This is a genomic window from uncultured Pigmentiphaga sp. (assembly GCF_937950555.1).
GTDB lineage: Bacteria > Pseudomonadota > Gammaproteobacteria > Burkholderiales > Burkholderiaceae_B > Pigmentiphaga.
Genome location: NZ_CALFCW010000030.1, coordinates 43,925 through 67,985, shown reverse-complemented (window position 1 = coordinate 67,985; position 24,061 = coordinate 43,925). Strand labels below are relative to the sequence as shown.

Below are 24,061 nucleotides of genomic sequence, written 5' to 3'. Positions count from 1 at the left end.
GCAAACTAAACAGGATGCCCGGGGACGGGACGGCGTCGATTCTGTAGGCAAGGCGCCGCGCTTGTCAAAATACCGTCGCCCACATGGCAAATAGCGTAACGGTTGTGGTATTGGCAGCAAGACGACATTCAAACGGAAGCCCCCGCCTGCCGGTCAAGCTAAAATGCACCTTTCACTGTTACGACGCAAGCGATTTCCATGGCCGGACATAGCAAATGGGCCAACATCCAGCACCGCAAAGGGCGTCAGGACGCCAAGCGCGGCAAGCTGTGGACCAAACTCATACGTGAAATCACGGTGGCCGCGCGGGCCGGCGGCCCCGATCCCGACAGCAATCCCCGCCTGCGCTTGGCTTGGGACAAGGCGACCGACGCGAACATGCCCAAGGACACCATCCAACGCGCCATCACGCGCGGCTCGGGCGGCGCCGACGGCGATAACTACGAGGAGGTCCGCTACGAAGGCTACGGGATAGGCGGCGCGGCCGTCATCGTCGATTGCATGACCGACAATCGCACGCGCACGGTGGCCGAAGTGCGGCACGCATTCTCCAAGCATGGCGGCAACCTCGGCCAGGAGGGTTCAGTCGCCTTCATGTTCAAGCATTGCGGCCAGTTCCTGTTCGCGCCAGGCACCTCGGAAGACAAAGTCATGGAGCTGGCCCTCGAGGCCGGCGCCGAAGACGTCATTACCGACGATGAAGGCGTGATCGAGGTGATCTGTGCACCCACCGACTACGCTGCCGTCAAGCGGGCCTTCGACGGGGCGGGGCTGAAGGCCGAAATGGACGGCATCGTGATGAAGGCTCTCAACGAAACGGTTCTCCAGGGCGAGGACGCGGAAAAAATGCAGAAACTACTGGACGCGCTGGAGTCCCTGGACGATGTCCAGGAGGTCTACACCACAGCCGTCATGGGCGAGTAAACACATGAAAATCCTCGTCATCGGCTCTGGCGGCCGCGAGCACGCCCTGGCTTGGCGCCTGGCCAAATCTCACAAAGCCGAGAAAGTCTTCGTCGCTCCCGGCAACGGCGGCACGGCGCTGACACCCCGCCTGCAGAACCTTCCCATCACCGACCCGAACGAACTTGCCGACTTCGCCCAGAACGAAGGCATAGGCTTGACCGTGGTCGGGCCCGAAGCGCCGCTGGCCGCCGGCGTGGTGGACATTTTCCGCGCCAGGGGGCTGAAGATCTTCGGCCCCACCAAGGCGGCCGCGCAGCTCGAGAGCTCCAAGGATTTCGCCAAGGCCTTCATGGTCCGGCACGGCATTCCGACGGCCAAGTACCAAACCTTCACCGTGCCCGCGGAAGCCCACGCCTACATCGATGCACAAGGTGCGCCCATCGTGATCAAGGCCGACGGCCTGGCCGCCGGCAAGGGGGTGGTGGTCGCCGCCACGCTGGAGGAGGCCCATGCCGCGGTGGACGCCATGCTTGGCGACGGCAAGCTCGGCCAGGCCGGCGCGCGCGTGGTGATCGAGGAATACCTCGAAGGCGAAGAAGCCAGCTTCATCGTGCTGTGCGACGGCAAGCACGTGCTGCCGCTGGCCACCAGCCAAGACCACAAGCGGCTCAAGGACAACGACGAAGGCCCCAACACGGGGGGCATGGGCGCCTACTCGCCCGCGCCGGTCGTCACGCCCGAGCTGCACGGACGCATCATGCGCGAGGTCATCTGGCCCACCGTCCACGGCATGGCCAAAGACGGCATCCCGTACACCGGGTTCCTGTATGCCGGCCTGATGATCGGTCCGCACGGCGTGCGGGTGCTGGAATTCAACTGCCGCATGGGTGACCCGGAAACTCAACCGATCATGATGCGGGTCAAGAACGATCTGCTCGAAGTGTTCGAAAATGCCGTATCCGGCACCCTGGACCAAGCCAACGTCGACTGGGACCGCCGCACGGCGTTGGGCGTGGTCATGGCAGCCGCCAACTATCCCGACACGCCGCGCACCGGCGACGTCATCACGGGCCTGCCGCCCGAAGCGGAAGACTGCATGGTGTTCCATGCCGGCACCGTCGAGAGCGATGGTGTGGTCAAGACCAGCGGCGGACGCGTGTTGTGCGTGACGGTGCTGGGCGATTCGGTGAAATTGGCCCAGCAGCGCGCCTACGACGTGCTGCAATCCATTCACTTCGACGGCGCGCAATACCGTCGCGACATTGGCTGGCGAGCCATCGCACGCCGCGCCGCCGCGACAGACTCTGGCACGGCATGAACATAGACACCTCGCTGACCCGCAGCTACTTCGTCGATTTGCAATCTCGCATCGTCGCAGGCCTCGAAGAACTCGAAGGCCAGCCCTTTCGGGCCGACGCCTGGGAGCGTGCGGAGGGCGGCGGGGGCCTTTCCCGCTTGATAGAGGGGGGCGCGGTTTTCGAACGCGGCGGAGTGCTGTTCAGCCACGTCAACGGCTCGGCCCTCCCGCCCTCGGCGAGTGCCCATCGCCCCGAACTGGCTGGCCGCCCCTGGGAAGCCATGGGCGTTTCGCTCGTGCTACATCCGCGCAACCCCTACGTGCCCACCGTGCACATGAACGTACGGGTGTTCGTCGCAAAATCGGTCCACGTGTCCGATGCCGATGACGTCTTCTGGTTCGGCGGAGGCATGGACCTGACCCCGTATTACCCGTTCGAGGAAGACGCGGTCCATTTCCATCGCACCTGCAAGGCAGCGTTGGACCCGAGCGGCCCGGAGCTCTACCCGCGCTTCAAGAAATGGTGCGACGAATATTTCTATCTCAAGCACCGCAAAGAGGCCCGCGGCATCGGCGGCATCTTCTTCGACGACTTCAACGAAGGTGGATTCGAGCATGCGTTCGCCATGACGCGCTCAGTCGGCGATCACTTCCTCGACGCCTACCTGCCCATCGTCCAGCGTCGCGTCGACTTGCCGTACGGCGAGCGGGAGCGCGATTTCCAGGCATACCGCCGCGGCCGCTACGTCGAATTCAACCTGGTATTCGATCGCGGCACCCTGTTCGGGCTGCAATCGGGAGGTAGGACGGAATCCATCCTGATGTCGATGCCGCCGCACGCGCAATGGCGCTACGACTGGCATCCTGAGCCCGGCTCGCCAGAGGCGCGCCTCTACGAAATGCTGTCGCCGCGAGAGTGGGTTTGAATTCGCCTGTCGTCCAACGCATCGGATTGCTCGGGGGAAGCTTCGATCCCATCCACGAGGCCCACGTGGCCTTGGCGCGTACCGCGCGCGACCACCTGGGGCTGGAGTCGGTCCATTTCATTCCTGCGGCCGAGCCCTGGCAGCGACGGCCGCTCACCGCCACGGCGGAACAGCGCGCCGAGATGGTGGCGTTGGCAATCGCCGGGGAACCGAATCTCGTCCTGAACCGCATGGAAATCGACCGCGGCGGCCCCAGCTATACCATCGACACGCTGCGTGCGCTCGCGGGCCCCACGGGCACGTCGCTTGCTGGAGCGTCGCGGTACGTCTGGATTCTCGGGGCCGACCAGTTGGCGAACTTCTGCACTTGGAAAGACTGGCAGGATATCGTCGCGCTGGCTGAACTCGCGGTGGCAGCCCGCCCGGGCACCCGGCCGGACCCCCCTCCACCGCTGCGCGATGCGCTGGCTCGACTGGAACGCACGCTACACAGGCTTCCGATGCCCGAGATGGCGATATCCAGCTCCGCCATCCGGGATCGGCTCTCACGCGGCGAACCCGTCGACGGTCTCGTTTCCCCCGCGGTGCTACGCTACATCCGCCAGCATCGCCTGTATCAGGCCTGAATATGGACATACGCAAACTGCAACGCGCCGTAGTCGACGCTCTCGAAGACGTCAAGGCGCAAAACATCACGGTGCTCAACACCACCCACTTGACCAGCCTCTTCGACCGCGTGGTCATCGCCAGCGGCACCTCCAACCGGCAGACGCGGGCCCTTGCATCCAGCGTCGTCGAAAAGGTCAAGGCCATCGGCGGCGAGGTCGTCGCGACCGAAGGCGAGGAAACCGGCGAATGGGTGCTCGTGGACCTCGGCGACATCGTGGTCCACATCATGCAACCCGCTATCCGCGAGTACTACAACCTTGAAGAAGTCTGGGGCGGGAAACCGGTGCGGATGAAACTGAACGCCTCGTCCGCGCGCTAGCTCCCCGGGAGCGGCGCCTGCCGCACGGACTGCCACAGCGAACCGCGCTCATGAAACTGATCATCATCGCCGTCGGCCACCGCATGCCAGCCTGGGTGGACGAAGCCTTCACCGACTATGCCAAGCGCATGCCCCCCGACTGCCCCGTCGAACTGCGCGAAATCCGCCCCGAGCCGCGCACTACGGGCAAGACGCCTGCCCAGATGCAGGCCCTGGAGGCCAAGCGGATCGAAGCCGCCCTTCCCGCCTCAGGGCTTTGGATCGCGCTCGACGAGCGGGGACGCGACCTCACCACCCTGGACCTGTCTCGGCAAATGCAGCAATGGCGCAACGATGGACGCGACGTGGCGCTCATCATCGGCGGGCCGGACGGGCTCGACCCCGACCTCAAGCGGCGTTGCACCAGCATGCTGCGCCTGTCCAGCATGACCCTGCCCCACGGCATGGTGCGTGTGCTGCTTGCAGAACAGCTTTACCGAAGCTGGTCCATTCTTGCCAATCACCCCTACCATAGGGGAGGTTGACCCGACCATCCGCGGGCCTTGCGTGCCCGCCCTGCACAGACGACGACATGACGGCCATCTACCTCGCCTCGCGCAGCCCAAGGCGCCGAGAATTGCTGACGCAATTGGGCATCGAACACGAAGTACTGTTGCCGCCCCCGGCCGCAGGCCCGGACGAACCCCAGCTGCCCGGCGAGCCGGCTGCCGACTATGTCCGGCGCACCGCGCGCGAAAAGGCGCTGCTGGGCGCCGAAACCATGCGCCTGCGCCAGCTGGAAGAACGGCCTCTTCTGGCCGCCGACACGACTGTCATCCTAGACGGAGAAGTCCTGGGCAAACCGGTGGACCGGGCCGATGCCGTGCGCATCCTGCAAAAGCTCTCCGGCACCGAACACGCCGTCCACACCGCGGTCGCCATGGTATGCCGCGGGCAGCTGTACGAAGACGTCTCCATCACCCAGGTGCGCTTCCGCATCCTGTCCCAGCGCGATATCGAACGCTATTGCGACACCGGGGAACCCTTCGACAAAGCCGGCGCCTACGGCATACAGGGGCTGGGCGGCGTATTCGTACAGCACATCAGCGGGAGCTTCACCGGCGTGATGGGCCTGCCTCTGTACGAAACCTCCCGCCTCCTCGCCAGGGCGGGCATCCTCCTTCCCTGATCCGCGCCGGCGAGCCGGCCGCACTCCCCCGCTCGCCGCCGGTTCGCGACTCGCGGTAAGCTCCCCGATAGTCGCGCAAGCTCACCGGCAGATTCCATGACCGAAGACATCCTGATCAACGTTTCCCCGTATGAAACCCGCGTCGCAGTCGTCCAGCAGGGCGCGGTCCAGGAACTCCACATCGAGCGCACTTCCCAGAAAGGCTACGTCGGAAACATCTATCTTGGCCGCGTCGCGCGCGTGCTCCCCGGCATGCAAAGCGCCTTCATCGACATCGGCCTGGGGCGCGCCGCTTTCCTGCACATCGCCGACATACGGGAAAGCCGCCAAGAACGCGCCCAGGGAGGGCACCCGACCACGCCCATCGAGAAACTGCTGTTCGAAGGGCAGACCTTGATGGTCCAGGTCATCAAGGACCCCATCGGCACCAAGGGCGCGCGATTATCCACCCAGATCAGCGTGGCCGGACGCATGCTGGTCTACCTGCCATTCGATCCGCACATCGGCATTTCGCAGCGCATCGAGTCGGAGGCCGAACGCATCCAATTGCGCGATCGGGTACAGCGGCTGATGCCCAAGGACGAGAAAGGGGGCTACATCGTCCGCACCCAGGCCGAAGACGCCACCGACGAAGAACTCGCGGCCGACATCGCCTACCTCAGCAAGCTCTGGTCCATCATGCAGCAAGAAGCGCGCACCAAAGGCGCACCGCGCCTGCTGCACGAAGACCTGAACCTGGCGCAAAGGGTATTGCGCGACGTCGTCAGCACCGACACGGCTTCCATCCAGATCGATTCGCGCAGCAGCTTCAATAAGCTAAAAACCTGGGCGAGCGAGTTTACGCCTTCGGTCGTCGACAAGCTCGTGCACTACACCGGGGAGCGACCGCTGTTCGACCTCTATAACGTCGACGAGGAAATCAACCGGGCACTGTCGCGACGCGTGGACCTCAAGTCCGGCGGCTATCTCATCATCGACCAAACCGAAGCGCTCACCACCATCGACGTCAACACCGGCGGCTTCGTCGGCGGACGCAACTTCGACGACACCATTTTCAAGACCAACCTCGAAGCGGCCCAGGCCATTGCACGCCAACTTCGCCTGCGCAATCTCGGCGGCATCATCATCCTGGACTTCATCGACATGGAAAACCCGGAGCACCGGGAAGCGGTGCTGGCGGAATTGCGCAAAGCCCTGGCCAGGGATCGCACGCGCATCACGCTCAACGGCTTCACGCAGCTCGGCCTGGTCGAGATGACGCGCAAGCGCACCCGCGAATCGCTCAGCCACGTGTTATGCGAGCCCTGCCCCACTTGCCAGGGGCGCGGCCAGGTCAAGACGCCGCGCACGCTGTGTTACGAGATCCTGCGGGAAATTCTGCGCGAAGCGCGCCAATTCAACCCAAAAGAGTTCCGCGTTTTGGCCTCGCAAGCGGTCGTGGACATGTTCCTGGAAGAAGAGAGCCAGAACCTGGCCGCGCTGGGAGACTTCATCGGCAAGCCCATTTCGCTGCAGGTGGAGGGGATATACAGCCAGGAGCAATACGACATTATCTTGATGTGACCCGTCCACGGTGCACGGCCGCGGCAACCGCATGTGCGCCGTGCCGGCAGCGGCCTTGCGCCCACGGGGGCGACGGTTCGACCGCTTACAATAGAGGGTTCGTACGGGCCTACCGTCCCGCGACAGGGAGAGGATCATGAACCAGGAAGAAGCCATCGTCGAACTCGCAAAGCTGCTGCGGGCGCAACGCAACCGGCTCGACGGGCTCACCATCGCGGCCCGCGTGCTGGCGCGGGAACGCATGGCTGACGATGAATTCCGCGAAGCCGTCGAACACGAAATGCATCGCTACACGTCCCTGCTCCAAGACACCCGGCGCGCCGCCGAAATCGAGTTCGAAGTCGCGCGCATCTTCGATAGGACCTCCCTCCATCCCAGCGGCCCGGCCCGGCCGGAAGAATGAGGGCCGGGCGGGCGCGCACGAACTTCCGAGGCACCAGCCCGAGGCCAGCGTCCGTTTTCATCGACAGTGCAAAAGTCGGTTGACTTTCCCATCGCAGCGGGTGACAATGGCTAATCGATCTTTGCCGCAAGAACCACAACGAACATGGCGGCAACAAGTTACGGTCGGCCTAGCCCGATCCCTCTTGTACTCTTTCCCCTCTTAACCGAGTTTCGTTACCCAGCGCGCCGCTTCGGCGCGCCAGACTAAGAGACTAGGTCCGTCGTTCCGGTACCCAGTCTCGTTGGACGCTTTTGATAGAAATTTTCCCAGACCAACTCATCCCTCCCCCTGCGCATCAACCCGTGCACGGCGAGGCCATCGAGGTTGGCGACGTCGTATATCTCCAACCCAAGCACGGTCCGCTCGTCGCCAGCACCGTGATATTCGCAGCGACCCTCTTCGGTTGCATTACCTATACCGCTGACGCTTTGGTACCCGCTCCGGGCACTACGTCCGCTCATCGTCTACGCCTGCGGTTTCGCAAGCGGGACGTTCATCGGGTCCAATCGCAGCGGCATGCCTGCATACCGGCTGCCGGGCAGGACTTTCAGTAAACCGGCACGCCACGGCACGCCACACCCCTTAATTGACTAGGACACACATGGAACAGACAGGAATCGTCAAATGGTTCAACGATGAAAAAGGCTTCGGCTTCATCATGCCCGAGAGCGGCGGCAAGGATTTGTTCGCCCATTTCTCCGAGATCCAAGGCAGCGGACGCAAGACGCTGATGGAAAACCAACGCGTCACGTTCGTGGCCGCCAACGGCCTCAAAGGCCCCCAAGCCACGAAGATCCGCATCGTCGCCTAAGGCGGCGAGCGCGCACAGCGTGATATGACTCCCCCGGCGTCTCCGGACGCCGGGGGAGTTTTTTTTATTCCTGCGGAAGACACGGGGATGCGAGCGCTCGTCCGGGGCGCGCCGCGACGCTATGATGTACCGCCCCACCAAAGACATTCGCCCGTCATGCCGACTTCACGACTGCGAGCAATCTCGTCGTCCGATTACGACCCCATCACCGCCTGTGTCGACGCCTGGTGGGGCGGGCGCCCCGTGCGGGCGCTGCTGCCGCGCCTGTTCTTCGAGCATTTCCAACCGACCAGCTTCGTCTTGGCGTCGCAGGACGTCATCGAGGCGTTTCTGATCGGCTTCATTTCCCAGACCGATCCTCGCATCGCCTACGTTCATTTCGTGGGTGTAGACCCCGCCTTGCGGGGTCGCGGCATCGGACGCATGCTGTACGAGCATTTCTTCGACATCGTCCGCGCCCGCGGCTGCACCCAGGTGTGCAGCATCACCTCGCCCGCCAACAAGGGATCGATCGACTTCCATCGCAAAATGGGATTCGCGATCGCCCCTGGAACGGGAGAGATGGACGGCGTGCCGGTTCACCTGGACTACGCCGGACCGGGGCAGCACCGCGTACGGTTCAGCCGCGAGTTATAGCCCTTGCCGGGCCCGCGCCCCGTGCAGCTACAGCTTGAACCAGCGGTCGTTTTCGATCTCTTCCGCAATACGGATCTCGGCTTCGTCCAAGCACTCCTGCTCGGAAGAGGCCGCGATTCCCCTCAGCGGCATGACCGGGCCGAGCAACAGGCGCTTGCCGTTCGTCCGCTCGTAGATCCGGCACTGGGCATCCCACATGCCCGGTTCACGCTGGCGCGGATCGATTTCCACCTCGAGCACTCGGGAAGAGCGATTCGGGGAATATTGGAAAGAGAACATTGCAGGCCCTCCGCTCCGGTAGACGGCCCACTATAGCGCCTGCAGGAGGTTGTGACCTCATGCAGTGCAACATGACGAAGCGCTCGGGAACCGCTTCAGGACGCCCAGGACACCACAGACAAAAGCAAGAGCAAGGCCATCCACAGTACGACGGCGCGCCACAACAGCCCCACCGCGGCATGCAGTGTCGTCGGATCGGGCCACCGTATGGGTTCGTCTGGCGCCTCGGCAGCGGCAAATTCGCTCGCGGCCGCCGCCGGCTGGACCGAAGGCGCCGGCGCGGGAGGCTCGGCGGGCGCAGCGGCCTGCCACTTGGGAGGCAAGGGTGCCAGGCGCACGCCCAGTGCGCCGGCAGCGCTCTCGACAACCACGCCGCGCTGTACGTCCTTCCATTGCGCGGCGCGTTGGCGCCAGCCATACAGCGCGTCCTCGAAATTGCCAACGATGGCGAAACCGATGGCCGTCATCCGCGCCGGTATCCAGTCAAGCAGGCGGAATGCGCCGCGCGCCACGTCCCCGAAGGCATCCGTGCGGTCGGCCCACTCTTCGCGGACGATGCCGGCAAGCCGGTACAAGGCCGCCCCCGAGGCGCCCGGCAACACCGCATACCAGAACAGCACGCCGTAAACGTTGCGATGCGAGGCCACCACCCCCTCTTCGATCGCGGTACGGCAAATCTCCTGGACGGTCATGGTGTCCGCCGAGGCATTGCCCTGAAAGGCCTGCAGCCAGGCCTGCATGTGATTGCGTGCCACCGTGACGTCACCGCGGGCCAATGCAAACTGGATCTCAGTGAAATGATGGCTGAACTGGCGAAAACCCAGCGTGAACCACAGCACTACGATATGGAAAACGAGTGCGAGGACGGGATGAATCGCCCAGGCGAGCGATCCGATCAGCCACACGGCAAGACTGGGAACCAAGGCGACCAGCAGCCAACCGAGGATGGCGTACCCGCGGCTGCCGGCATCCAGCGCATGGCCGGCCCAGCGGCACGCGGCACGCGCGGCTTCGTGGACGGCATTCGAGCGGGGCAGGGGCCTGACCTGTTCGGCGAGAAAGGCGAGGAGAAGTGCAAAAAAGCTCATGACCGCATTCTAGAGTGCATAGCGCCGATGTGCAGCATCGACCGACCAGCCCGCCGGCCTTACGCGCGCAGAAACTGGTAGAGATTGCGCAACATTCCAGCTGTCGCCCCCCAGATGAAGAATTGCTTCCAGGGCATCGAGTAGTAGGTACGGGCGTCGCCGGAAGGCAAGGTGGCGCTGTGCAGGCGATGATTCGTCGGGTCCATGAGGAAGGACAAGGGCACCTCGAACACTTCGGCCACCTCGAACGGATCCGGCCGCGGGGAGAAATCCGGGCGAACCAAGCCGACCAGCGGGATGATGCGAAATCCCGTGCGCGTGAAATAGTCGGGCAATTGGCCGATGATCTCGACCAGCCCCCGAGGCAGCCCCGTTTCTTCTTCGGTTTCGCGCAAAGCGGCGTCGGTTGCCGACGCATCGCTTTCTTCTACCCTCCCCCCCGGAAAGCTCACCTGCCCGGCATGGTCGTGCAAGTGTGCGGTCCGTTGGGTCAGCATGACACATATCCCTTCCGGACGAAGCACCAAGGGAATCAGCACCGACGCCAGCCGCACGGCTCGCCCTGCCATGCCCTTGGACTCGGGATCGTTCGCATCGGGCTCCCAGGCGGGCGGTTCAGCAAAACGCCGGCGCAGCGCGGCAGGCGTGAGCCGCTCGAGCGGCACCGGGTCCAGGCCGCCGGGGTTGGCGATCCAGGGTTGTGCGGCCGGGTCGAATCCGGGACGCTGCGGCGGTCGCGCCCGCCGGCCATCGGGGGACGCGGGCTGGACTTGCACGGACGTATCGTCGGCTCGGGCCGGAGCCGCATGGCGCTGATCGGGAGGATTGGACGCAGGCATCGGTTCTAGGGAAAAAAAAGGCGCCCGTACGAGGCGCCTTTGTATTGCGGTACAGCAGGAATCAAGCCTTGGCAGCCGACGTATTGCGTACGAGCTTTTCCTTGATCCGGGCCGATTTGCCCGAACGGGAACGCAAATAGTACAGCTTGGCACGGCGGACGTCGCCACGGCGCTTGACTTCGATCGAAGCGATGGTCGGGGCGTACAACTGGAACGTACGCTCGACGCCTTCGCCGGACGAAATCTTGCGAACGATGAACGACGAATTCAAGCCACGATTGCGCTTGGCGATGACCACGCCTTCGTAGGCTTGCACGCGCTTGCGGTTGCCTTCGACCACGTTGACGTTCACCACGACCGTATCGCCGGGAGCGAATTCGGGAATGGTCTTATTGGCCGTCAAGCGGGCGATCTCTTCTTGCTCGAGGACTTTGATCAGGTCCATGTTTATCTCCAATGACCATCATGCGTAGCGGTTCTGCTTTTCCTGGCACCGCCACCAGAGGATGGGTGTTCCCGCCGAACTCATGCCCGGCAGGCCTACTGCAAAACTGATCGCCTCAGCGATCAGCGGTCGTCCTCCCTTTGCAGGTCGGACAGAAACTTCTCGTCGTCGCGGCTCAACCAGCCGCGTGCCCGCGCCGCCTCGATCAAGTCGGGGCGTTTCCTGAGCGTCACCGCCAGCGACTGCCTGCGGCGCCACCGCAAAATATTGGCGTGGTGCCCGGACAACAGCACCTCCGGCACCGCCTCGCCCTCGTAAACCTCGGGCCGCGTGTAATGCGGGCAGTCCAGCAGTCCGGACAAGTGCTCGTTGAACGAATCCTGCACAGCGGACTCATCATCGTTCAACACGCCGGGCAGCAGCCTGACCACGGCATCCATGACCGCCATCGCCGCAATTTCGCCGCCGGACAGCACGAAATCACCCAGCGAGAGCTCCTGCGTCACCCAGCGGTCGATGAACCGCTGGTCGATGCCCTCGTAGCGGCCGCATACCAATATGGCCCCCGAACCGCGCGCCATCGACTGCGCGATGGACTGGTCGAAGCGGCGGCCCTGGGGAGAGAGCAGGATCACTTCCGTCTCCGGCAACCCCGCCTTCGCACGCCCTTCCAGCGCCGCGCGGACGGCTTTCTCGAGCGGCTCGACCCGCATCACCATGCCCGGGCCGCCCCCGTAGGGGCGATCGTCGACCGTGCGGTGCACGTCGACGGTGAAATCCCTCGGATTCCACCGGTGCAAGGCCCATCGTCCCTGGGCATGCGCCCGGCCGGTCACGCCCAGCTCGCTGACGGCGTCGAACATCGCGCCGAACAGCGTCACTACGTCGAACCGCAGCGCCCCGCTCATGGCCGGCCCTCAGAAACCTTCCGGCCAGTCGGTGTCGATGCGGCGCGCGTCCAAATCCACGTTGCGCACATAAGCCTCGACGAAGGGCACCAGCGTTTCCCGTTGCCGGCCCTTCGCATCCAGCAGGGGCTGGGACGACTCACCCAGGGCCACCGGCACGACGAGCGCCACGTGCAACACCGCATGGGCACCATTGTCGCTGACATGCGACACCGAACCCAGCAAGCGGTCCTCGCCGTTCTCTCCCTTGCCGATCAACTCGCAGCCGATCAGGTCTACCCAGTAGAACTCGCCTTCGGCAAGGGGAGGAAATTCACTGCGGGGCACCAACACGGTCCACCCCTTCCACGCCTGGGCCTGATCACGATCAGTGACGCCGGACCACATGGCTGTCACCGACGCACCGTGCCGCTTGGCAGAGAGGACCTCGACGCGCCGGATTTCCCTGCCCTTGCGCAACCACCAGGAGCGGGTGCCCAGCAAGGCATCGGACTGCGCCGAATACGGCTGAATCTTGAGTCCGCCGCGGATTCCGTAGGCTTCCGTCACATGCCCGACCTCGACGAGGTCGGCGGGATGCTCCCCGGAGGCCGTGGACGCAGTGGACACGGCGATCAAGCAGCCGAAGCGACCTTGGCGCTGTATTGCTTGACGAGGCGGGCCACGGCCGGCGACAGTTGGGCGCCGTGCTTGGTCCAGTGCTCGATGCGGTCGAGCGCGATACGCAGACCTTCTTCACCCTCCGAGGCGACCGGGTTATAGAACCCTACGCGCTCGATGAAGCGTCCATCGCGACGGTTGCGCGAATCGGCAGCAACGAGGTTGTAGAAGGGGCGCTTCTTCGAACCGCCGCGAGACATACGAATCACCACCATAGGTAATCCTTGGAAAAAGGTTAAATAACAAAAGCTATAAAGTATAGCCCGGCACAAGGGCCCTAGCAAGCCAGCATGCGGTAAAGTCCTTCAAAATCAAGGTGTTCGACGATGACTTCCCAACACAATTCGGCTTCATTCGATGAACATACCACCCGGAACCAGAACGCCCGCTTCCGGCACAAGGCACTGGCCGGCCTCCTGGCATTCCTGCTCGGCTGGGCAGGCGCCCATTGGTGGTATCTCGGCCGCCGCCATGGGTGGCTGCCGCTGCTTTTCTCGCTCCTGGCGCTAGGCACGGCCTTCCGCGCCGAGACCTGGTACTTCCACCCGGGATTCTTCCTCTTCCTGATTCCTGCCGTGGCAGGATTCATCGAGGCGCTGGTCATCTGCCTGACGCCGGATGCGAAGTTCGACGCTAAATATAACGCCGGCAGCGACCGCCGCAACGAGTCGGGATGGGGGGCGGTCTTGGTGGCCGCCGCCACATTGGCGATTGGCACAGCCATCTTGATGCTGGGCATCGTGCTGCTGTTCCAAAGCTTTTTCGAGGGGGTCGCCCCGTAAGTCCGGCTAGCCCGTCCTCAATTTTCCATCTTCCCTCCCAGGCAGCCCCGCCGCCCCGAGGCGCGGCTCCGCGGCAACCCGAGCACTACCATCGTGGGGCCCCGACGCTTCGCCGGCCGTGGGCCGCGCTTCCCTGCCCACGGCCCGCGGCGTTGACACCCTCTTGCCCCTCCCTATACTATTCCTTATAGAGGATCAACGTTCCTCATAAAGGAACGAAAGATTCCTATCCGATACTAGAACGACAAGAACGACCACCCCCGGGCTGCCTTCGCCGGCGCATCGAAGCATGCGTGGATGGAAAAGGAGACACCATGAACCGACGCCTCGTCTGCCTGGCCCTGCCTTGCGCGCTGATGGCCTCAACTCCCCTCCAGCCCGCCTTTGCCGAGGGCGTCGACGACTGGCCGAGCCGCCCCGTGCGCATCATCGTCCCCTATGCGGCCGGTGGCGGCTCAGACGCCCTCGGCCGCCTCGTCGCCAAACAACTCTCCGAAACGTTCAAGCAACCCTTCGTGGTGGAAAACCGGGCTGGCGCTGCGGGCACCATAGGCTCGGGCGCCGTCGCGCGCGCAGAGCCCGACGGCTATACGCTCGTCGTCTCGGGCATCGGCTCCCACGTCGTCGCCCCGCTGCTCAACGATGTCGGCTTCGATCCCATTTCCGACTTTACGCATATCGCATTCCTCGGCGGGCCGCCGACCGTCCTGGTCGTGCATCCGAACCAACCCTACAAGAACATCGACGAGTTCGTTGCCTACGCCAGGGCGCGCCCCTCCTCCATCAGCTGGGGTTCGCCGGGACAAGGCACCCACGGCTCCATGATTGGGGAAGCCTTTTCCGCCGCGGCGAAAATAAAAATGGTGGCGGTCAACTACAAAGGCGGCAACCCGGCCATGACGGACCTGCTTGCCGGACACATACCGTCGGCGTTCATGTCTTTCGGGACGGCCACCCCTTATATCCGCTCCGGCAAGCTCCGCGGCCTTGCCATCACGTCGACCCAACGCGCCGCCGGTTTCCCCGACCTCCCCACCTTCACCGAACTCGGCTACCCCGCACTGACCGGGACGACGTGGTTCTCTTTGTCGGGCCCGCCCGGCATGCCTCCCGCCCTCGTCGAACGGCTAAACGCCGAAGTGCGGCGCGCCCTGAAGGCCCCCGAGATAGTCGCGGAAATGCAGCGCCAGAACATGGAAACCCAAGACATGGACGTCGCGGCCTTCAATCGCTACGTGCGATCTGAAATCGAGCACTGGAAACCCTTTATCAAGCCCAGCTCCCCTTGAACCCGGAACAGTCCGGGCAACGCTGCCGCACATCGCCCCCCGGGGGGCAAAGGGTGGGATACGGGCAGTCCAGTCGCTCCCACCTTGGACCCACGATCCACCAGAGCACCGCTGCGCGCGACCGCTCGCTCGTGCCGCACAAACACCGGCGGACGGCCTTGCATTCGAAAAGAGAGACGCATGAACGTAGAGAAACCCATCACCACCGAGCCAGCCGCCATGCAATGGGGGAGCGACTACCTCGCGGCTGTCATTCGCCAACTCGACCTGCGCTTTATCGCCATTAACCCTGGCTCCAGCCTGCGCGGCCTGCACGACAGCCTGGTGAACTATCTCGGCAACGAATCCCCGAAGCTGCTTCTCTGCCTACATGAAGACCATGCGATCGCCATCGCGCACGGTTATGCGAAGGTAACCGGCAAACCCATGGCCGCGGCAGTCCACAGCAATGTCGGCCTGATGCATGCTTCGATGGGCATCTACAACGCATGGTGCGACCGCGTCCCGATGGTCGTCCTGGGCGCCACGGGGCCGGTCGACGCCGTCGAGCGCCGTCCGTGGATAGACTGGCTGCACACCGCGCGCGACCAAGGCAGCTTGGTCCGTCACTTCATCAAGTGGGACGACCAGCCGGCCTCATTGCCCGCCGCCGCCGAATCCCTGGTCCGGGCAAGACTGATCGCCGAAACTGCGCCCCGGGGTCCGGTTTATCTTTGCTTCGACGTGTCGCTACAAGAAAGCAAACTTTCCGGCCCGCTCGAGGTACCTGATCCGTCGATGTACTCCCGGCCCACGCCTGCGTACCCTGAGCCGAGGGCGTTGCGTCGCGTCGCGCAGCTTCTGTCAGAAGCGAAACGCCCCGTCATCATGGCTGGGCGCATCGGCCGCGACATCCGCGATTGGGTGCGGCGGATCGAACTCGCAGAGCGCCTCGGCGCCACAGTGGTATCGGACCTCAAGCAAGGCGCTGCCTTCCCAACCGATCACCCACTGCATGTGGCGTACTCGGTCGGGTCCCGCGGCATGCAGGTGCTGCGGGAGGCCGACGTCGTCATGAGCCTGGATTGGATCGATCCCGCAGGCACTTTCAAGTTGCTCGCAGAGCGTGGCGCTCCCATCAAGGCTCCATATGTGCACTGCTCCCCGGATCAATACTCGCACAATGGGTGGAGCATGGACCATCAGGCGCTCGCGGCGGCCCACACGCACTTTCTGTGCGAGCCGGAGGCCTTGGTCGATGCACTCTTGGAGTTGGACGACGAGGAACGAATCTTTCCTGGCCGAGGCAAGGACCAAGCCGGCCAGCCCCCTTCCTCCCGCGAACCGGCCGCTCCCGTTCCCCCAGATGCCGAGCTGAGCATACGCGTACTGGCCCATGTCTTGCGGGAGGCAACGCGCGATGTCCCCGTCACTTTGATCCGCACGCCATTGGGGTGGTCAAACGATGTCTGGGAGTATCGCCACCCTCTGGACTTCTTGGGCAAGGACGGCGGGGCAGGCATCGGGTCGGGGCCGGGCATGGCCGTTGGCGCGGCTCTGGCGCTCAAAGACAGCGGCCGCCTGCCTTTGGCCGTACTAGGTGATGGCGACTTCATGTTTAGCTCCAGCGCGCTGTGGACGGCTGCCCACTACCGCATTCCGCTGTTAATCGTAGTCGCCAACAATCAGTCGTACTTCAACGACGAAATACATCAAGAACGCATCGCCCGGCAGCGCCACAGGCCCGTGGAAAACAAGGGCATCGCGCAGCGCATGACGGACCCCGAAATCGATATTTCGGCGATCGCACGCGGACAGGGAGCGATTGCCTACGGCCCGGCCCGCAATGCGGGCGAACTTGCCCATGCCATGCGCGACGCCGTCGCTCGCGTCCGCGACGGGGCGCTATGCGTGATCGACGCGCGCGTGCTTCCGGGGTACGAATCCTGACGAACTGAAAGCGCGTCGCGCCCAGGCCGGCATGTCGAATAAGCACACCTATCCATCAATAACTAGGAGGAGACGCCCATGCCCACCACCCCGCCAATCTCCCGCCGTGGGGCCCTATCCGCGCTTGCTGTCTTGACGGTGGCCACAGCAAGCGCCTCATGGGCGGCGGAAGAGGCTTCCTGGCCCAATAAGCAGATCCGCCTCATCGTGCCCTACCCGCCCGGCGGCAGCGCCGACACCCTGGGACGTGCCTTGTCGTTCGCCCTCGGCAAGGCATTCGGGCAAAGCGTGGTGGTAGAGAATCGCGCGGGCGCCTCAGGGATGATCGGCTCGCAAGCAGTGTCCCGCGCCGAGCCGGACGGCTACACGCTCGTGATCTCGGGCATCGGCTCGCACGTGATCGCGCCCAAGCTCACGCCCAGCTCGTTCGACCCCATCAAAGACTTCACGCACATCGCCCTGCTGGGCGGTCCGCCCACGGTATTGGTCGTCAATGCCGAAGGCCCGGTCAAAGACATGCAAGGCTTCATCAGCTACGCGAAGGACAAACCAGGCGGCGTCAGCTGGGGCTCGCCCGGGCAGGGCACCCACGGCTCGCTGATCGGAGAAGCCTTTGCGCAGGCCACCGGCCTGACAATGGTCCAGGCCCCCTACAAAGGCGCCAATGCGGCCGTCACCGACCTCATCGCCAACCAGATCCAGGCCGCCTTCATTACCTTGAGCAGCGCCATGCCTGGGTTGAAATCCGGCCGGCTTCGCGCCATCGCGTTGACTGCGGACTCGCGGCTGGACGACTTCCCCGACGTACCCACCTTCAAAGAATTGGGCTACCCCAGGTTGACGGGAACGACCTGGTTCTCGCTATCGGGCCCGCCCGGCATGCGGGATACCGTGGTAACGCGCATCAATCAAGCCGTGCGCGACGCGCTGCGTACGCCCGAGGTGAGAAAGGAGCTCCGTCAACAGAACATGGTGACCGAGGACATGGATGCTTCGGCCTTCACCCGCTACGTGCAGTCGGAGCTCGAGCATTGGACGCCTTTCCTCACCCCTCTCGAGAAAACGCGGCCCTGATCCGGCGTACCCAGAAGCATCACGAAGGAGTGCATGAATGAACATCGAAAAACCGGTCGTCGCGAAACCGGTCGACTTAGAATGGGGCAGCGACTACTTGGCCGAAGTCATACGCCGGCTCGACCTGCGATACTTGAGCATCAATCCCGGCGCCAGCTTGCGCGGCCTCCACGACAGCCTGGTGAACTACCTAGGCAATGAGAATCCGCAGATGCTGTTGTGCCTGCACGAGGACCATGCGGTCTCCATCGCGCACGGTTATGCGAAAGTGACAGGCAAGCCCATGGGAGTCGTGGTGCACGCCAACGTGGGATTGATGCATGCATCCATGGGTATTTTCAACGCCTGGTGCGACCGGGCCCCCATGGTCGTGATCGGCGCCACGGGCCCGCTGGATGCAGCGGCGCGCCGCCCCTGGATAGACTGGATTCACACGTCGCGGGACCAAGGGGCACTCGTGCGGAACTTCATCAAATGGGACGACCAGCCTGCGTCATTGCCGGCGGCCGCGGAAGCCATGATCCGCGGAGCGCTCATCGCCAATACCGTACCCAAAGGACCGGTATACATCTGCCTCGACGCTGCCCTGCAGGAAGCGCGCATCGACGGGAGCGCGTCGATCCCTGAGCCGGACGATTTCTCCGGCCCGGCCACCCCTTACCCCGATCCAGCCAGCGTGCGCCGCATCGCCGAGCGCCTCTCCGAGTCCAAGAAACCGGTCATATTGGCTGGCAGGGTCTCCCGGGCCGAGGACGCCTGGCAAAAACGAGTCCGGCTGGCAGAACGACTGGGTGCCACGGTGATGACCGATCTGAAGCAGCCTGCCGCATTCCCGACGGATCATCCCTACCATCCCGTGCCTCCAGCATTTTTCATGGGCGAGGAAGGTTGCACGGTCCTGAGGGAAGCAGACATCGTGCTCAGCCTGGACTGGATAGACCTCGGCGGCACGTTGAAAATCGCAGCGAAAAACGGAAGGCTGGGCGCCGGCATTATCCAATGCTCGCCGGATCAATACGCCCACAACGGCTGGAGCATGGATTACCAGTCTCTGGCCCCGACCGACGTTCACCTTCTATGTGACCCCGATGCGCTCGTCGACGCACTGCTCGCCCTCGACGACAAAGAGCGCATCTTCGATCGGTGCGAACGGGCGCCCGTCCGCCCAGCCCATGCCCGCGCCCCTGCTCCCGACGACGGCGCCCCGTTGACGCTGCAAACGCTCGCCCGGTCGCTGCGTGAGGCCACCGAGCACCTCGAGGTCTCCCTGCTGCGCACGCCCTTGGGTTGGCCCGGAGACGCCTGGCACTTCCGCCACCCCCTCGACTTTCTCGGCAAGGATGGCGGCGCAGGCTTGGGATCTGGGCCGGGCATGGCGGTCGGCGGTGCGCTGGCCTTGCAGGGAATGGGACGACTTCCGCTCGCCGTCATAGGAGACGGCGATTTCATGATGGGAGTCAGCGCCGTCTGGACGGCGGCACGCTACCGCATTCCTTTGCTATTCGTCGTCGCCAACAATACGGCGTACTTCAATGATGAGTTGCACCAGGAGAAAGTCGCCCGCACGCGCAATCGCCCCATAGAGAACAAGGCCGTCGGCCAGCATATTGGAGATCCCGACATCGATATTGCCGGCATGGCCCGGTGCCAGGGAGGAGTCGGTCATGGACCGGTACGCACCGTCGGAGAACTGCGCGCCGCGATGAAGCAGGCGATTGCCGAGGTCCAGGCGGGCCGGGTTTGCGTCATCGATGCCCGCGTCGTGCCCGGATATGATTCACTCACGGCCAAAGGATTGCTACGCGAGGTCAAGCAAGCAGAGCATTGAGACGGCATTGCAAGCCCCCTCGTTCCTAGCCATGTCCATCCTGCTCGCCTAGAACAAGGGCATCTGCCGCCCGTCCTCCGGAAGCGGCCCGCCGCGGCTGCGCGCCGGCGGCCGGAACAATCCAGTCTCGAGCACGATGCGACGCTGCGACAAGCCCAGTTTGCGGGCGGCGCGGTGGAAACGCTGGCGGACCAGGTCGGCCCATATGCCCTGCCCCCGCATGCGATCGCCGAAGCGCGGATCGTTGAGCCTGCCGCCGCGCAGGTCTTCAATGCAGTGCAAGACCTTCCCCCTGCGATCGGGAAAGTGGGCCTCCAGCCATTGCGCGAACACGGCCTTGACCTCCCAGGGCAGCCTGAGCATGGTGTAGAAGGCCGCTTGTGCGCCGGCCTCGGCCGCGGCCTCCAGCACGTGCTCGATCTGGTCGTCGGTAATGAACGGAATGACCGGTGCCAGCGATACTCCTACCGGCACGCCCGCCGAACTCAGCTCCCTGACGATTTCGACACGTCGCCATGGCGCCGCGGCACGCGGCTCCAGCGTGCGGGCCACCCGCGCGTCCAGCGTGGGGATGGTGACGTAGACCGCGACGAGATCGAGCTCGGCAAGCTTGGCGAGGATGTCGAGATCCCGCGTGACGGCGCTGCCCTTGGTCACCAGGGACACGGGGTGCCGGGTGTCCAGCAGCAGCTCCAGCAATCCGCGGGTCAGCTTCCACTGGCGCTCGATGGGCTGGTAGGCATCGGTGGCGGAACCGATATTGACCACGTCCACCCGATAGCCGGGACGCGAGAGCTCGGCCCGCAACGCCTCGACGGCATTGACCTTGGCGACCAGCTTGGTCTCGAAATCGAGACCTGGAGACCAGCCAAGGTAGGCATGCGTCGGACGGGCGAAACAGTACACGCAACCGTGCTCGCAGCCGCGATAGGGGTTGATCGCGCGGTCGAAGGGAATGTCAGGGGAATCGTTGCGGGACAGGATCGTGCGCGCTCGTTCGACGGCAACTTCGGTCTTGGCCCCGGCCGGCGTTCCTGCGGGAGGAGCCCAGCCATCGTCCACCGCCTCTCGTTCCAGGGTTTCGAAGCGATGCCTGACATTGGCCACGGCGCCCCGACCGCGCCGGGGTGCCAGGGGTGGTTGCGGGAGCAAAGCGGGCGGCGAAGTGTCATCGTCCATGCTAATACTGTACAAACATACAGTATCTGACACAATTGGACGAATAAAAAATATTTTCCTATAAAAATTATAATTTCTATAATTAATTAGAAATTATGAGACCTCTTCCATGCATCCACTCTCGCTACCGCCCCAACCTCCCCTTCCGTTTCCCACCGCCCAGGACTACGAACAAACCGTCCTGCAATGGGCACGCGAGGTGGATCCGGTGCACCTGCGTGCGCGCGACCTGAGCTACGGCCCCGATACCCAACACCGCTACGACGTGTTTGGCGCCGAAGGCATGCGGGACGCCCCGGTGCTCGTTTTCTGGCATGGAGGAGGATGGACCAACGGCTACAAGGAGTACGCGCACTTCATGGCCGAGGCGATCGTCCGGCGCGGGTTTCTGTTCATTACGCCCACCTATAGGCTGGCGCCAGGGCATCGCCTGCCCGCCGCCTTCGACGACGCTGTCCGGCTTCTTGCCGAACTGCATCGAACCGTCGGTCAATGGGGCGGGGATCGCCAGAACCTGTATCTGGCCGGACACTCCGCTGGCGGAGGCATTGCCGCCATGGCGGCACTGCGGCGAGACGCCCTGGACCAAGCGGGGGTGCCGCCTGATGCCGTCCGTGCTTGCCTGCCGATCAGCGGCGTCATGGATTTGCACCACCCTTGCCCCCAGCCAGGCAGCCTCGAGGAGCGGGTGTACACCACGCTGCTCGAGCACCCGTCCCACGACTCCTTGATGAGCGCAATCAGCTGGACCACCGGCAATCGCGTTCCCATGCTCTCCAGCTACGGGGAACGGGATAGCTCGCGCGTGATCAGCGCCAATACGCGCATGCACGAGCTATTGAAGCGCCAGCCGGCGCCCGCCCGGCTCAAGGAGTGGAAAGGCCTGGATCACTTCGACACCCACAAGGTGCTGGCAGACCCCGCCCACGAGTGGTATGAGGACCTCGAAGCGCTCTTCGCGCAGACCCGCCGCTAGTCCGCTGCCTGGCGCCGTCCGGGGCCGGGCGTGGCCATCCCCCACCTTGGGGGAAGCCTGCAAAGGGCCGGGCGACGGCTAGCGCTATTCGGCAAAGCGCTCGGCCAACACTTGTGCCGTCCGCATCAAGTGGCTGCGCAGTAGTTCGCAGGCCAAGCCCGCGTTGCGATCCAGCGCGGCTTCCATCAACTGCGCATGTTCGCTCAATACGTCATCGGCAAGCTGTTGGGGCGACGACGGATATGCGAGCCGGATCCGGCGATAACGTTCCGAGTGATCGATCAATTGCTCACCGATGCGCATTAGCCACTTTGAACGGGCGGCGCTCAGGAGCGCTGCATGGAATCCCCGATGGGCCGTCTCCCAGAGCTCCACCGCGACGAGATCGTTCGGATCCTGGGGCAAGCGAGCCCGGGTCAACTTGTAATAGGCGGCCGCCAGGCCAGCGCCCCAATCATCATCCCCATGCTCGATGGCATCCTGCAGCAGCAGCGTCTCGATGGCGGTGCGGGCATGCATCAAATCCAGCAAGTCTTCCTTGGACAAGGGAGAAACGCTGAAGCCGCGTTGGCCGTCGTTGCTGATCAATCCTTCGCCCGAGAGCTGCATCAGGGCTTCCCGTATCGGACTGATGCCGAGCTCATAACGCTGCTGCAAGGATTGCAGCCTGAGCTTCTGGCCGGGGGCCAACACGCCGGCGATCACGTCGGCACGCAGATATTGATACGCCCGCTCGGACATGGTTTCCGAAGGCGCCTTCGCGCCAAGCACCCGGGCCTTGGCAGGCGTTTCGTTCGATTGCATGCACCCCCTCCGACGCGAACGGAAAATATACGAACTGAGCTTATTCATAAATTCTAGCTCAGGAATGTTTCACCCTTGGATCGAGCGATACAGGGTTTCCCCCTAAATTCACAAGACTCTAAATAATTTATATTTTTTCAACTTCTTATATTTTAGCATCTTCATATAAATTCCTTGCCAGGCCCTGAGGGATCGCCCATGCTCGATTTCGCCAAACGCACCACACTTGCCGCCGTCGCGGCCCTTTCCTTCGCCATGCCGTCCGCTGCGGTAGTGGCTGCCGGCTATCCCGAAAAGCCGATCAAGATCGTCGTCGCCTACCCTGCCGGGGGCGATAGCGACGTCCTCGCCCGCTGGATAGGCGAAAAACTCACCGCCAAGTGGGGCCAGCCGGTCGTCGTCGAAAATCGCAGCGGCGCAGCCGGTTCCATAGGAAGCGCCTACGTGGCCCGGTCTCCCGCAGACGGCTACACGCTGCTACTCGCGCCCAACACGCTGGCCATCGTGCCGCACGTCCTCAAGCCTGGCACCGGCGCGCAATACAACGCTCAAGCCGACTTCACGCCCATCGTCGAAATCGGCACGCAGTCGCTGTTTCTGGCGAGCTCGCAGCAATCCGGCGTGGCATCCGTCAAGGAAATGGTCGAAGCGGTGAAGGCCGGTAGGTTGCAGAGTTACGCCAGCCCCGGCTCCGGGTCGCCCATGCATATCCTGGCGGAGCTCTTCGACAAGGCAGCGGGAACGCGCATCACGCAGATCCCGTATCGCGGCAGCGCGCCCGCCATCGTGGACTTGGTGGGCGGACAGGTTCCGCTGATGTACACGACGCTCGGACCCATCGTCTCCTACGTCGCTGAGGGCAAGCTCCGCCTGCTGGCCGTCGCCGACGCGCAGCGGTCGCCCTTCGCTCCCGACGTGCCCACCTTCACCGAGCTAGGCTACAAGAATGTCGAAGTCGGAGCCTGGCAGGCTCTCCTCGGGCCACGCGGTCTCCCGGCCGACGTGGTCCAAAAGCTCAACGCAGCCGTCAACGAGATCATCAAGATGCCGGACATCGTCTCCCGGACCCAAGTGATGGGCCTCACGCTCACCGGCGGCGCGCCGGAGACCTTGGCCCGGCGCATCGCTGCCGAAGACACGCGCTACGCCCGCCTCATCAAAGAATTCGGCATCCAGGCGAACTAAGAAGCACCGCTATCCCCGGCGTCAGCGCTTTGCGGGCTGACGCTGCCACCCTCCCC

The 24,061-nt window shown here is 63.9% G+C and carries 27 protein-coding genes; 18 read left to right on the top strand and 9 right to left on the bottom strand.

What is annotated here, in order from left to right:
- Window positions 1–198: 198 nt before the first annotated feature.
- The 11 genes from Q0319_RS06960 to Q0319_RS06910 all read left to right on the top strand — a co-directional run bounded on the left by Q0319_RS06960 (window position 199) and on the right by Q0319_RS06910 (window position 8,740).
- Window positions 199–924, top strand: a complete 726-nt coding sequence (locus Q0319_RS06960; protein ID WP_296463450.1) for a YebC/PmpR family DNA-binding transcriptional regulator — start codon at window positions 199–201, stop codon at window positions 922–924.
- A 4-nt stretch (window positions 925–928) separates the two neighbouring features.
- Window positions 929–2,224 carry a phosphoribosylamine--glycine ligase gene (purD, locus tag Q0319_RS06955; protein ID WP_296463452.1) on the top strand — a complete coding sequence of 432 codons (1,296 nt, stop codon included), beginning with the start codon at window positions 929–931 and terminating at the stop codon, window positions 2,222–2,224.
- A complete protein-coding gene (gene hemF, locus Q0319_RS06950) occupies window positions 2,221–3,129 on the top strand; it encodes an oxygen-dependent coproporphyrinogen oxidase (protein WP_299451533.1) in 909 nt (302 codons plus the stop codon). The genes purD and hemF overlap by 4 nt, the downstream gene beginning before the upstream one ends.
- The gene (gene nadD / locus Q0319_RS06945) at window positions 3,126–3,755 is read left to right on the top strand and encodes a nicotinate-nucleotide adenylyltransferase (protein WP_299451531.1); all 630 of its coding nucleotides are present in this window, start codon (window positions 3,126–3,128) and stop codon (window positions 3,753–3,755) included. The genes hemF and nadD overlap by 4 nt, the downstream gene beginning before the upstream one ends.
- 2 nt (window positions 3,756–3,757) lie before the next feature.
- The gene (gene rsfS, locus Q0319_RS06940) at window positions 3,758–4,117 is read left to right on the top strand and encodes a ribosome silencing factor (protein WP_296468015.1); all 360 of its coding nucleotides are present in this window, start codon (window positions 3,758–3,760) and stop codon (window positions 4,115–4,117) included.
- A gap of 50 nt (window positions 4,118–4,167) precedes the next feature.
- Entirely contained in the window at window positions 4,168–4,641 is a 474-nt protein-coding gene (rlmH, locus tag Q0319_RS06935) for a 23S rRNA (pseudouridine(1915)-N(3))-methyltransferase RlmH (RefSeq protein ID WP_296468013.1), read from the top strand.
- A 47-nt stretch (window positions 4,642–4,688) separates the two neighbouring features.
- Window positions 4,689–5,285, top strand: coding sequence for a Maf family protein (locus Q0319_RS06930; RefSeq protein ID WP_296468011.1), 597 nt, complete (start codon window positions 4,689–4,691; stop codon window positions 5,283–5,285).
- Between the two features lie 96 nt (window positions 5,286–5,381).
- A complete protein-coding gene (rng, locus tag Q0319_RS06925) occupies window positions 5,382–6,848 on the top strand; it encodes a ribonuclease G (protein ID WP_296468009.1) in 1,467 nt (488 codons plus the stop codon).
- A gap of 136 nt (window positions 6,849–6,984) precedes the next feature.
- Window positions 6,985–7,251 (top strand): hypothetical protein, encoded by a 267-nt coding sequence (locus Q0319_RS06920; protein WP_296468007.1) that lies wholly within the window; start codon window positions 6,985–6,987, stop codon window positions 7,249–7,251.
- 643 nt (window positions 7,252–7,894) lie between these two features.
- Entirely contained in the window at window positions 7,895–8,104 is a 210-nt protein-coding gene (locus tag Q0319_RS06915) for a cold-shock protein (RefSeq protein ID WP_299451528.1), read from the top strand.
- 156 nt (window positions 8,105–8,260) lie between these two features.
- Window positions 8,261–8,740 carry a GNAT family N-acetyltransferase gene (locus Q0319_RS06910; RefSeq protein ID WP_299451527.1) on the top strand — a complete coding sequence of 160 codons (480 nt, stop codon included), beginning with the start codon at window positions 8,261–8,263 and terminating at the stop codon, window positions 8,738–8,740.
- 27 nt (window positions 8,741–8,767) lie between these two features.
- Here the strand turns inward: Q0319_RS06910 and Q0319_RS06905 are convergent, their stop codons facing one another.
- The 7 genes from Q0319_RS06905 to rpsP form a co-directional block, all read right to left on the bottom strand.
- Complete coding sequence (locus Q0319_RS06905) at window positions 8,768–9,019, bottom strand: hypothetical protein (RefSeq protein WP_299451526.1); 252 nt, start codon at window positions 9,017–9,019, stop codon at window positions 8,768–8,770.
- Between the two features lie 95 nt (window positions 9,020–9,114).
- The gene (locus Q0319_RS06900; RefSeq protein WP_296470230.1) at window positions 9,115–10,107 is read right to left on the bottom strand and encodes a CobD/CbiB family protein; all 993 of its coding nucleotides are present in this window, start codon (window positions 10,105–10,107) and stop codon (window positions 9,115–9,117) included.
- 59 nt (window positions 10,108–10,166) lie between these two features.
- On the bottom strand, window positions 10,167–10,883 hold the full coding sequence (locus tag Q0319_RS06895; protein ID WP_296470233.1) for a CoA pyrophosphatase: 717 nt from the start codon (window positions 10,881–10,883) through the stop codon (window positions 10,167–10,169).
- 124 nt (window positions 10,884–11,007) lie between these two features.
- A complete protein-coding gene (gene rplS, locus Q0319_RS06890) occupies window positions 11,008–11,391 on the bottom strand; it encodes a 50S ribosomal protein L19 (RefSeq protein ID WP_296470236.1) in 384 nt (127 codons plus the stop codon).
- Window positions 11,392–11,513: 122 nt separating this feature from the next.
- A complete protein-coding gene (gene trmD, locus Q0319_RS06885) occupies window positions 11,514–12,287 on the bottom strand; it encodes a tRNA (guanosine(37)-N1)-methyltransferase TrmD (protein WP_296470241.1) in 774 nt (257 codons plus the stop codon).
- Between the two features lie 21 nt (window positions 12,288–12,308).
- Window positions 12,309–12,908 carry a ribosome maturation factor RimM gene (gene rimM / locus Q0319_RS06880; protein WP_296470238.1) on the bottom strand — a complete coding sequence of 200 codons (600 nt, stop codon included), beginning with the start codon at window positions 12,906–12,908 and terminating at the stop codon, window positions 12,309–12,311.
- A 5-nt stretch (window positions 12,909–12,913) separates the two neighbouring features.
- Window positions 12,914–13,174 (bottom strand): 30S ribosomal protein S16, encoded by a 261-nt coding sequence (gene rpsP, locus Q0319_RS06875; RefSeq protein WP_296470244.1) that lies wholly within the window; start codon window positions 13,172–13,174, stop codon window positions 12,914–12,916.
- 111 nt (window positions 13,175–13,285) lie between these two features.
- Here rpsP and Q0319_RS06870 point away from each other — a divergent pair, with 111 nt between their 5' ends.
- From Q0319_RS06870 to Q0319_RS06850, 5 genes are all read left to right on the top strand, one after another.
- Window positions 13,286–13,741: a hypothetical protein gene (locus Q0319_RS06870; RefSeq protein ID WP_299451525.1), complete on the top strand. Its 456-nt coding sequence runs from the start codon at window positions 13,286–13,288 to the stop codon at window positions 13,739–13,741.
- 314 nt (window positions 13,742–14,055) lie between these two features.
- Window positions 14,056–15,030 (top strand): tripartite tricarboxylate transporter substrate binding protein, encoded by a 975-nt coding sequence (locus Q0319_RS06865; RefSeq protein ID WP_299451524.1) that lies wholly within the window; start codon window positions 14,056–14,058, stop codon window positions 15,028–15,030.
- A 180-nt stretch (window positions 15,031–15,210) separates the two neighbouring features.
- A complete protein-coding gene (locus Q0319_RS06860; protein WP_299451523.1) occupies window positions 15,211–16,959 on the top strand; it encodes a thiamine pyrophosphate-binding protein in 1,749 nt (582 codons plus the stop codon).
- 78 nt (window positions 16,960–17,037) lie between these two features.
- The gene (locus Q0319_RS06855) at window positions 17,038–18,033 is read left to right on the top strand and encodes a tripartite tricarboxylate transporter substrate binding protein (RefSeq protein ID WP_296469774.1); all 996 of its coding nucleotides are present in this window, start codon (window positions 17,038–17,040) and stop codon (window positions 18,031–18,033) included.
- 37 nt (window positions 18,034–18,070) lie between these two features.
- A complete protein-coding gene (locus tag Q0319_RS06850) occupies window positions 18,071–19,861 on the top strand; it encodes a thiamine pyrophosphate-binding protein (RefSeq protein WP_299451522.1) in 1,791 nt (596 codons plus the stop codon).
- Between the two features lie 48 nt (window positions 19,862–19,909).
- Here the strand turns inward: Q0319_RS06850 and Q0319_RS06845 are convergent, their stop codons facing one another.
- Window positions 19,910–21,040 carry a PA0069 family radical SAM protein gene (locus Q0319_RS06845; RefSeq protein WP_299451521.1) on the bottom strand — a complete coding sequence of 377 codons (1,131 nt, stop codon included), beginning with the start codon at window positions 21,038–21,040 and terminating at the stop codon, window positions 19,910–19,912.
- A gap of 109 nt (window positions 21,041–21,149) precedes the next feature.
- Here Q0319_RS06845 and Q0319_RS06840 point away from each other — a divergent pair, with 109 nt between their 5' ends.
- Entirely contained in the window at window positions 21,150–22,016 is an 867-nt protein-coding gene (locus tag Q0319_RS06840; protein WP_299451520.1) for an alpha/beta hydrolase, read from the top strand.
- Between the two features lie 84 nt (window positions 22,017–22,100).
- Here the strand turns inward: Q0319_RS06840 and Q0319_RS06835 are convergent, their stop codons facing one another.
- Complete coding sequence (locus Q0319_RS06835; protein ID WP_299451519.1) at window positions 22,101–22,820, bottom strand: FCD domain-containing protein; 720 nt, start codon at window positions 22,818–22,820, stop codon at window positions 22,101–22,103.
- Between the two features lie 198 nt (window positions 22,821–23,018).
- Here Q0319_RS06835 and Q0319_RS06830 point away from each other — a divergent pair, with 198 nt between their 5' ends.
- A complete protein-coding gene (locus Q0319_RS06830) occupies window positions 23,019–24,005 on the top strand; it encodes a tripartite tricarboxylate transporter substrate binding protein (RefSeq protein ID WP_299451518.1) in 987 nt (328 codons plus the stop codon).
- The last annotated feature ends 56 nt before the right edge of the window (window positions 24,006–24,061 follow it).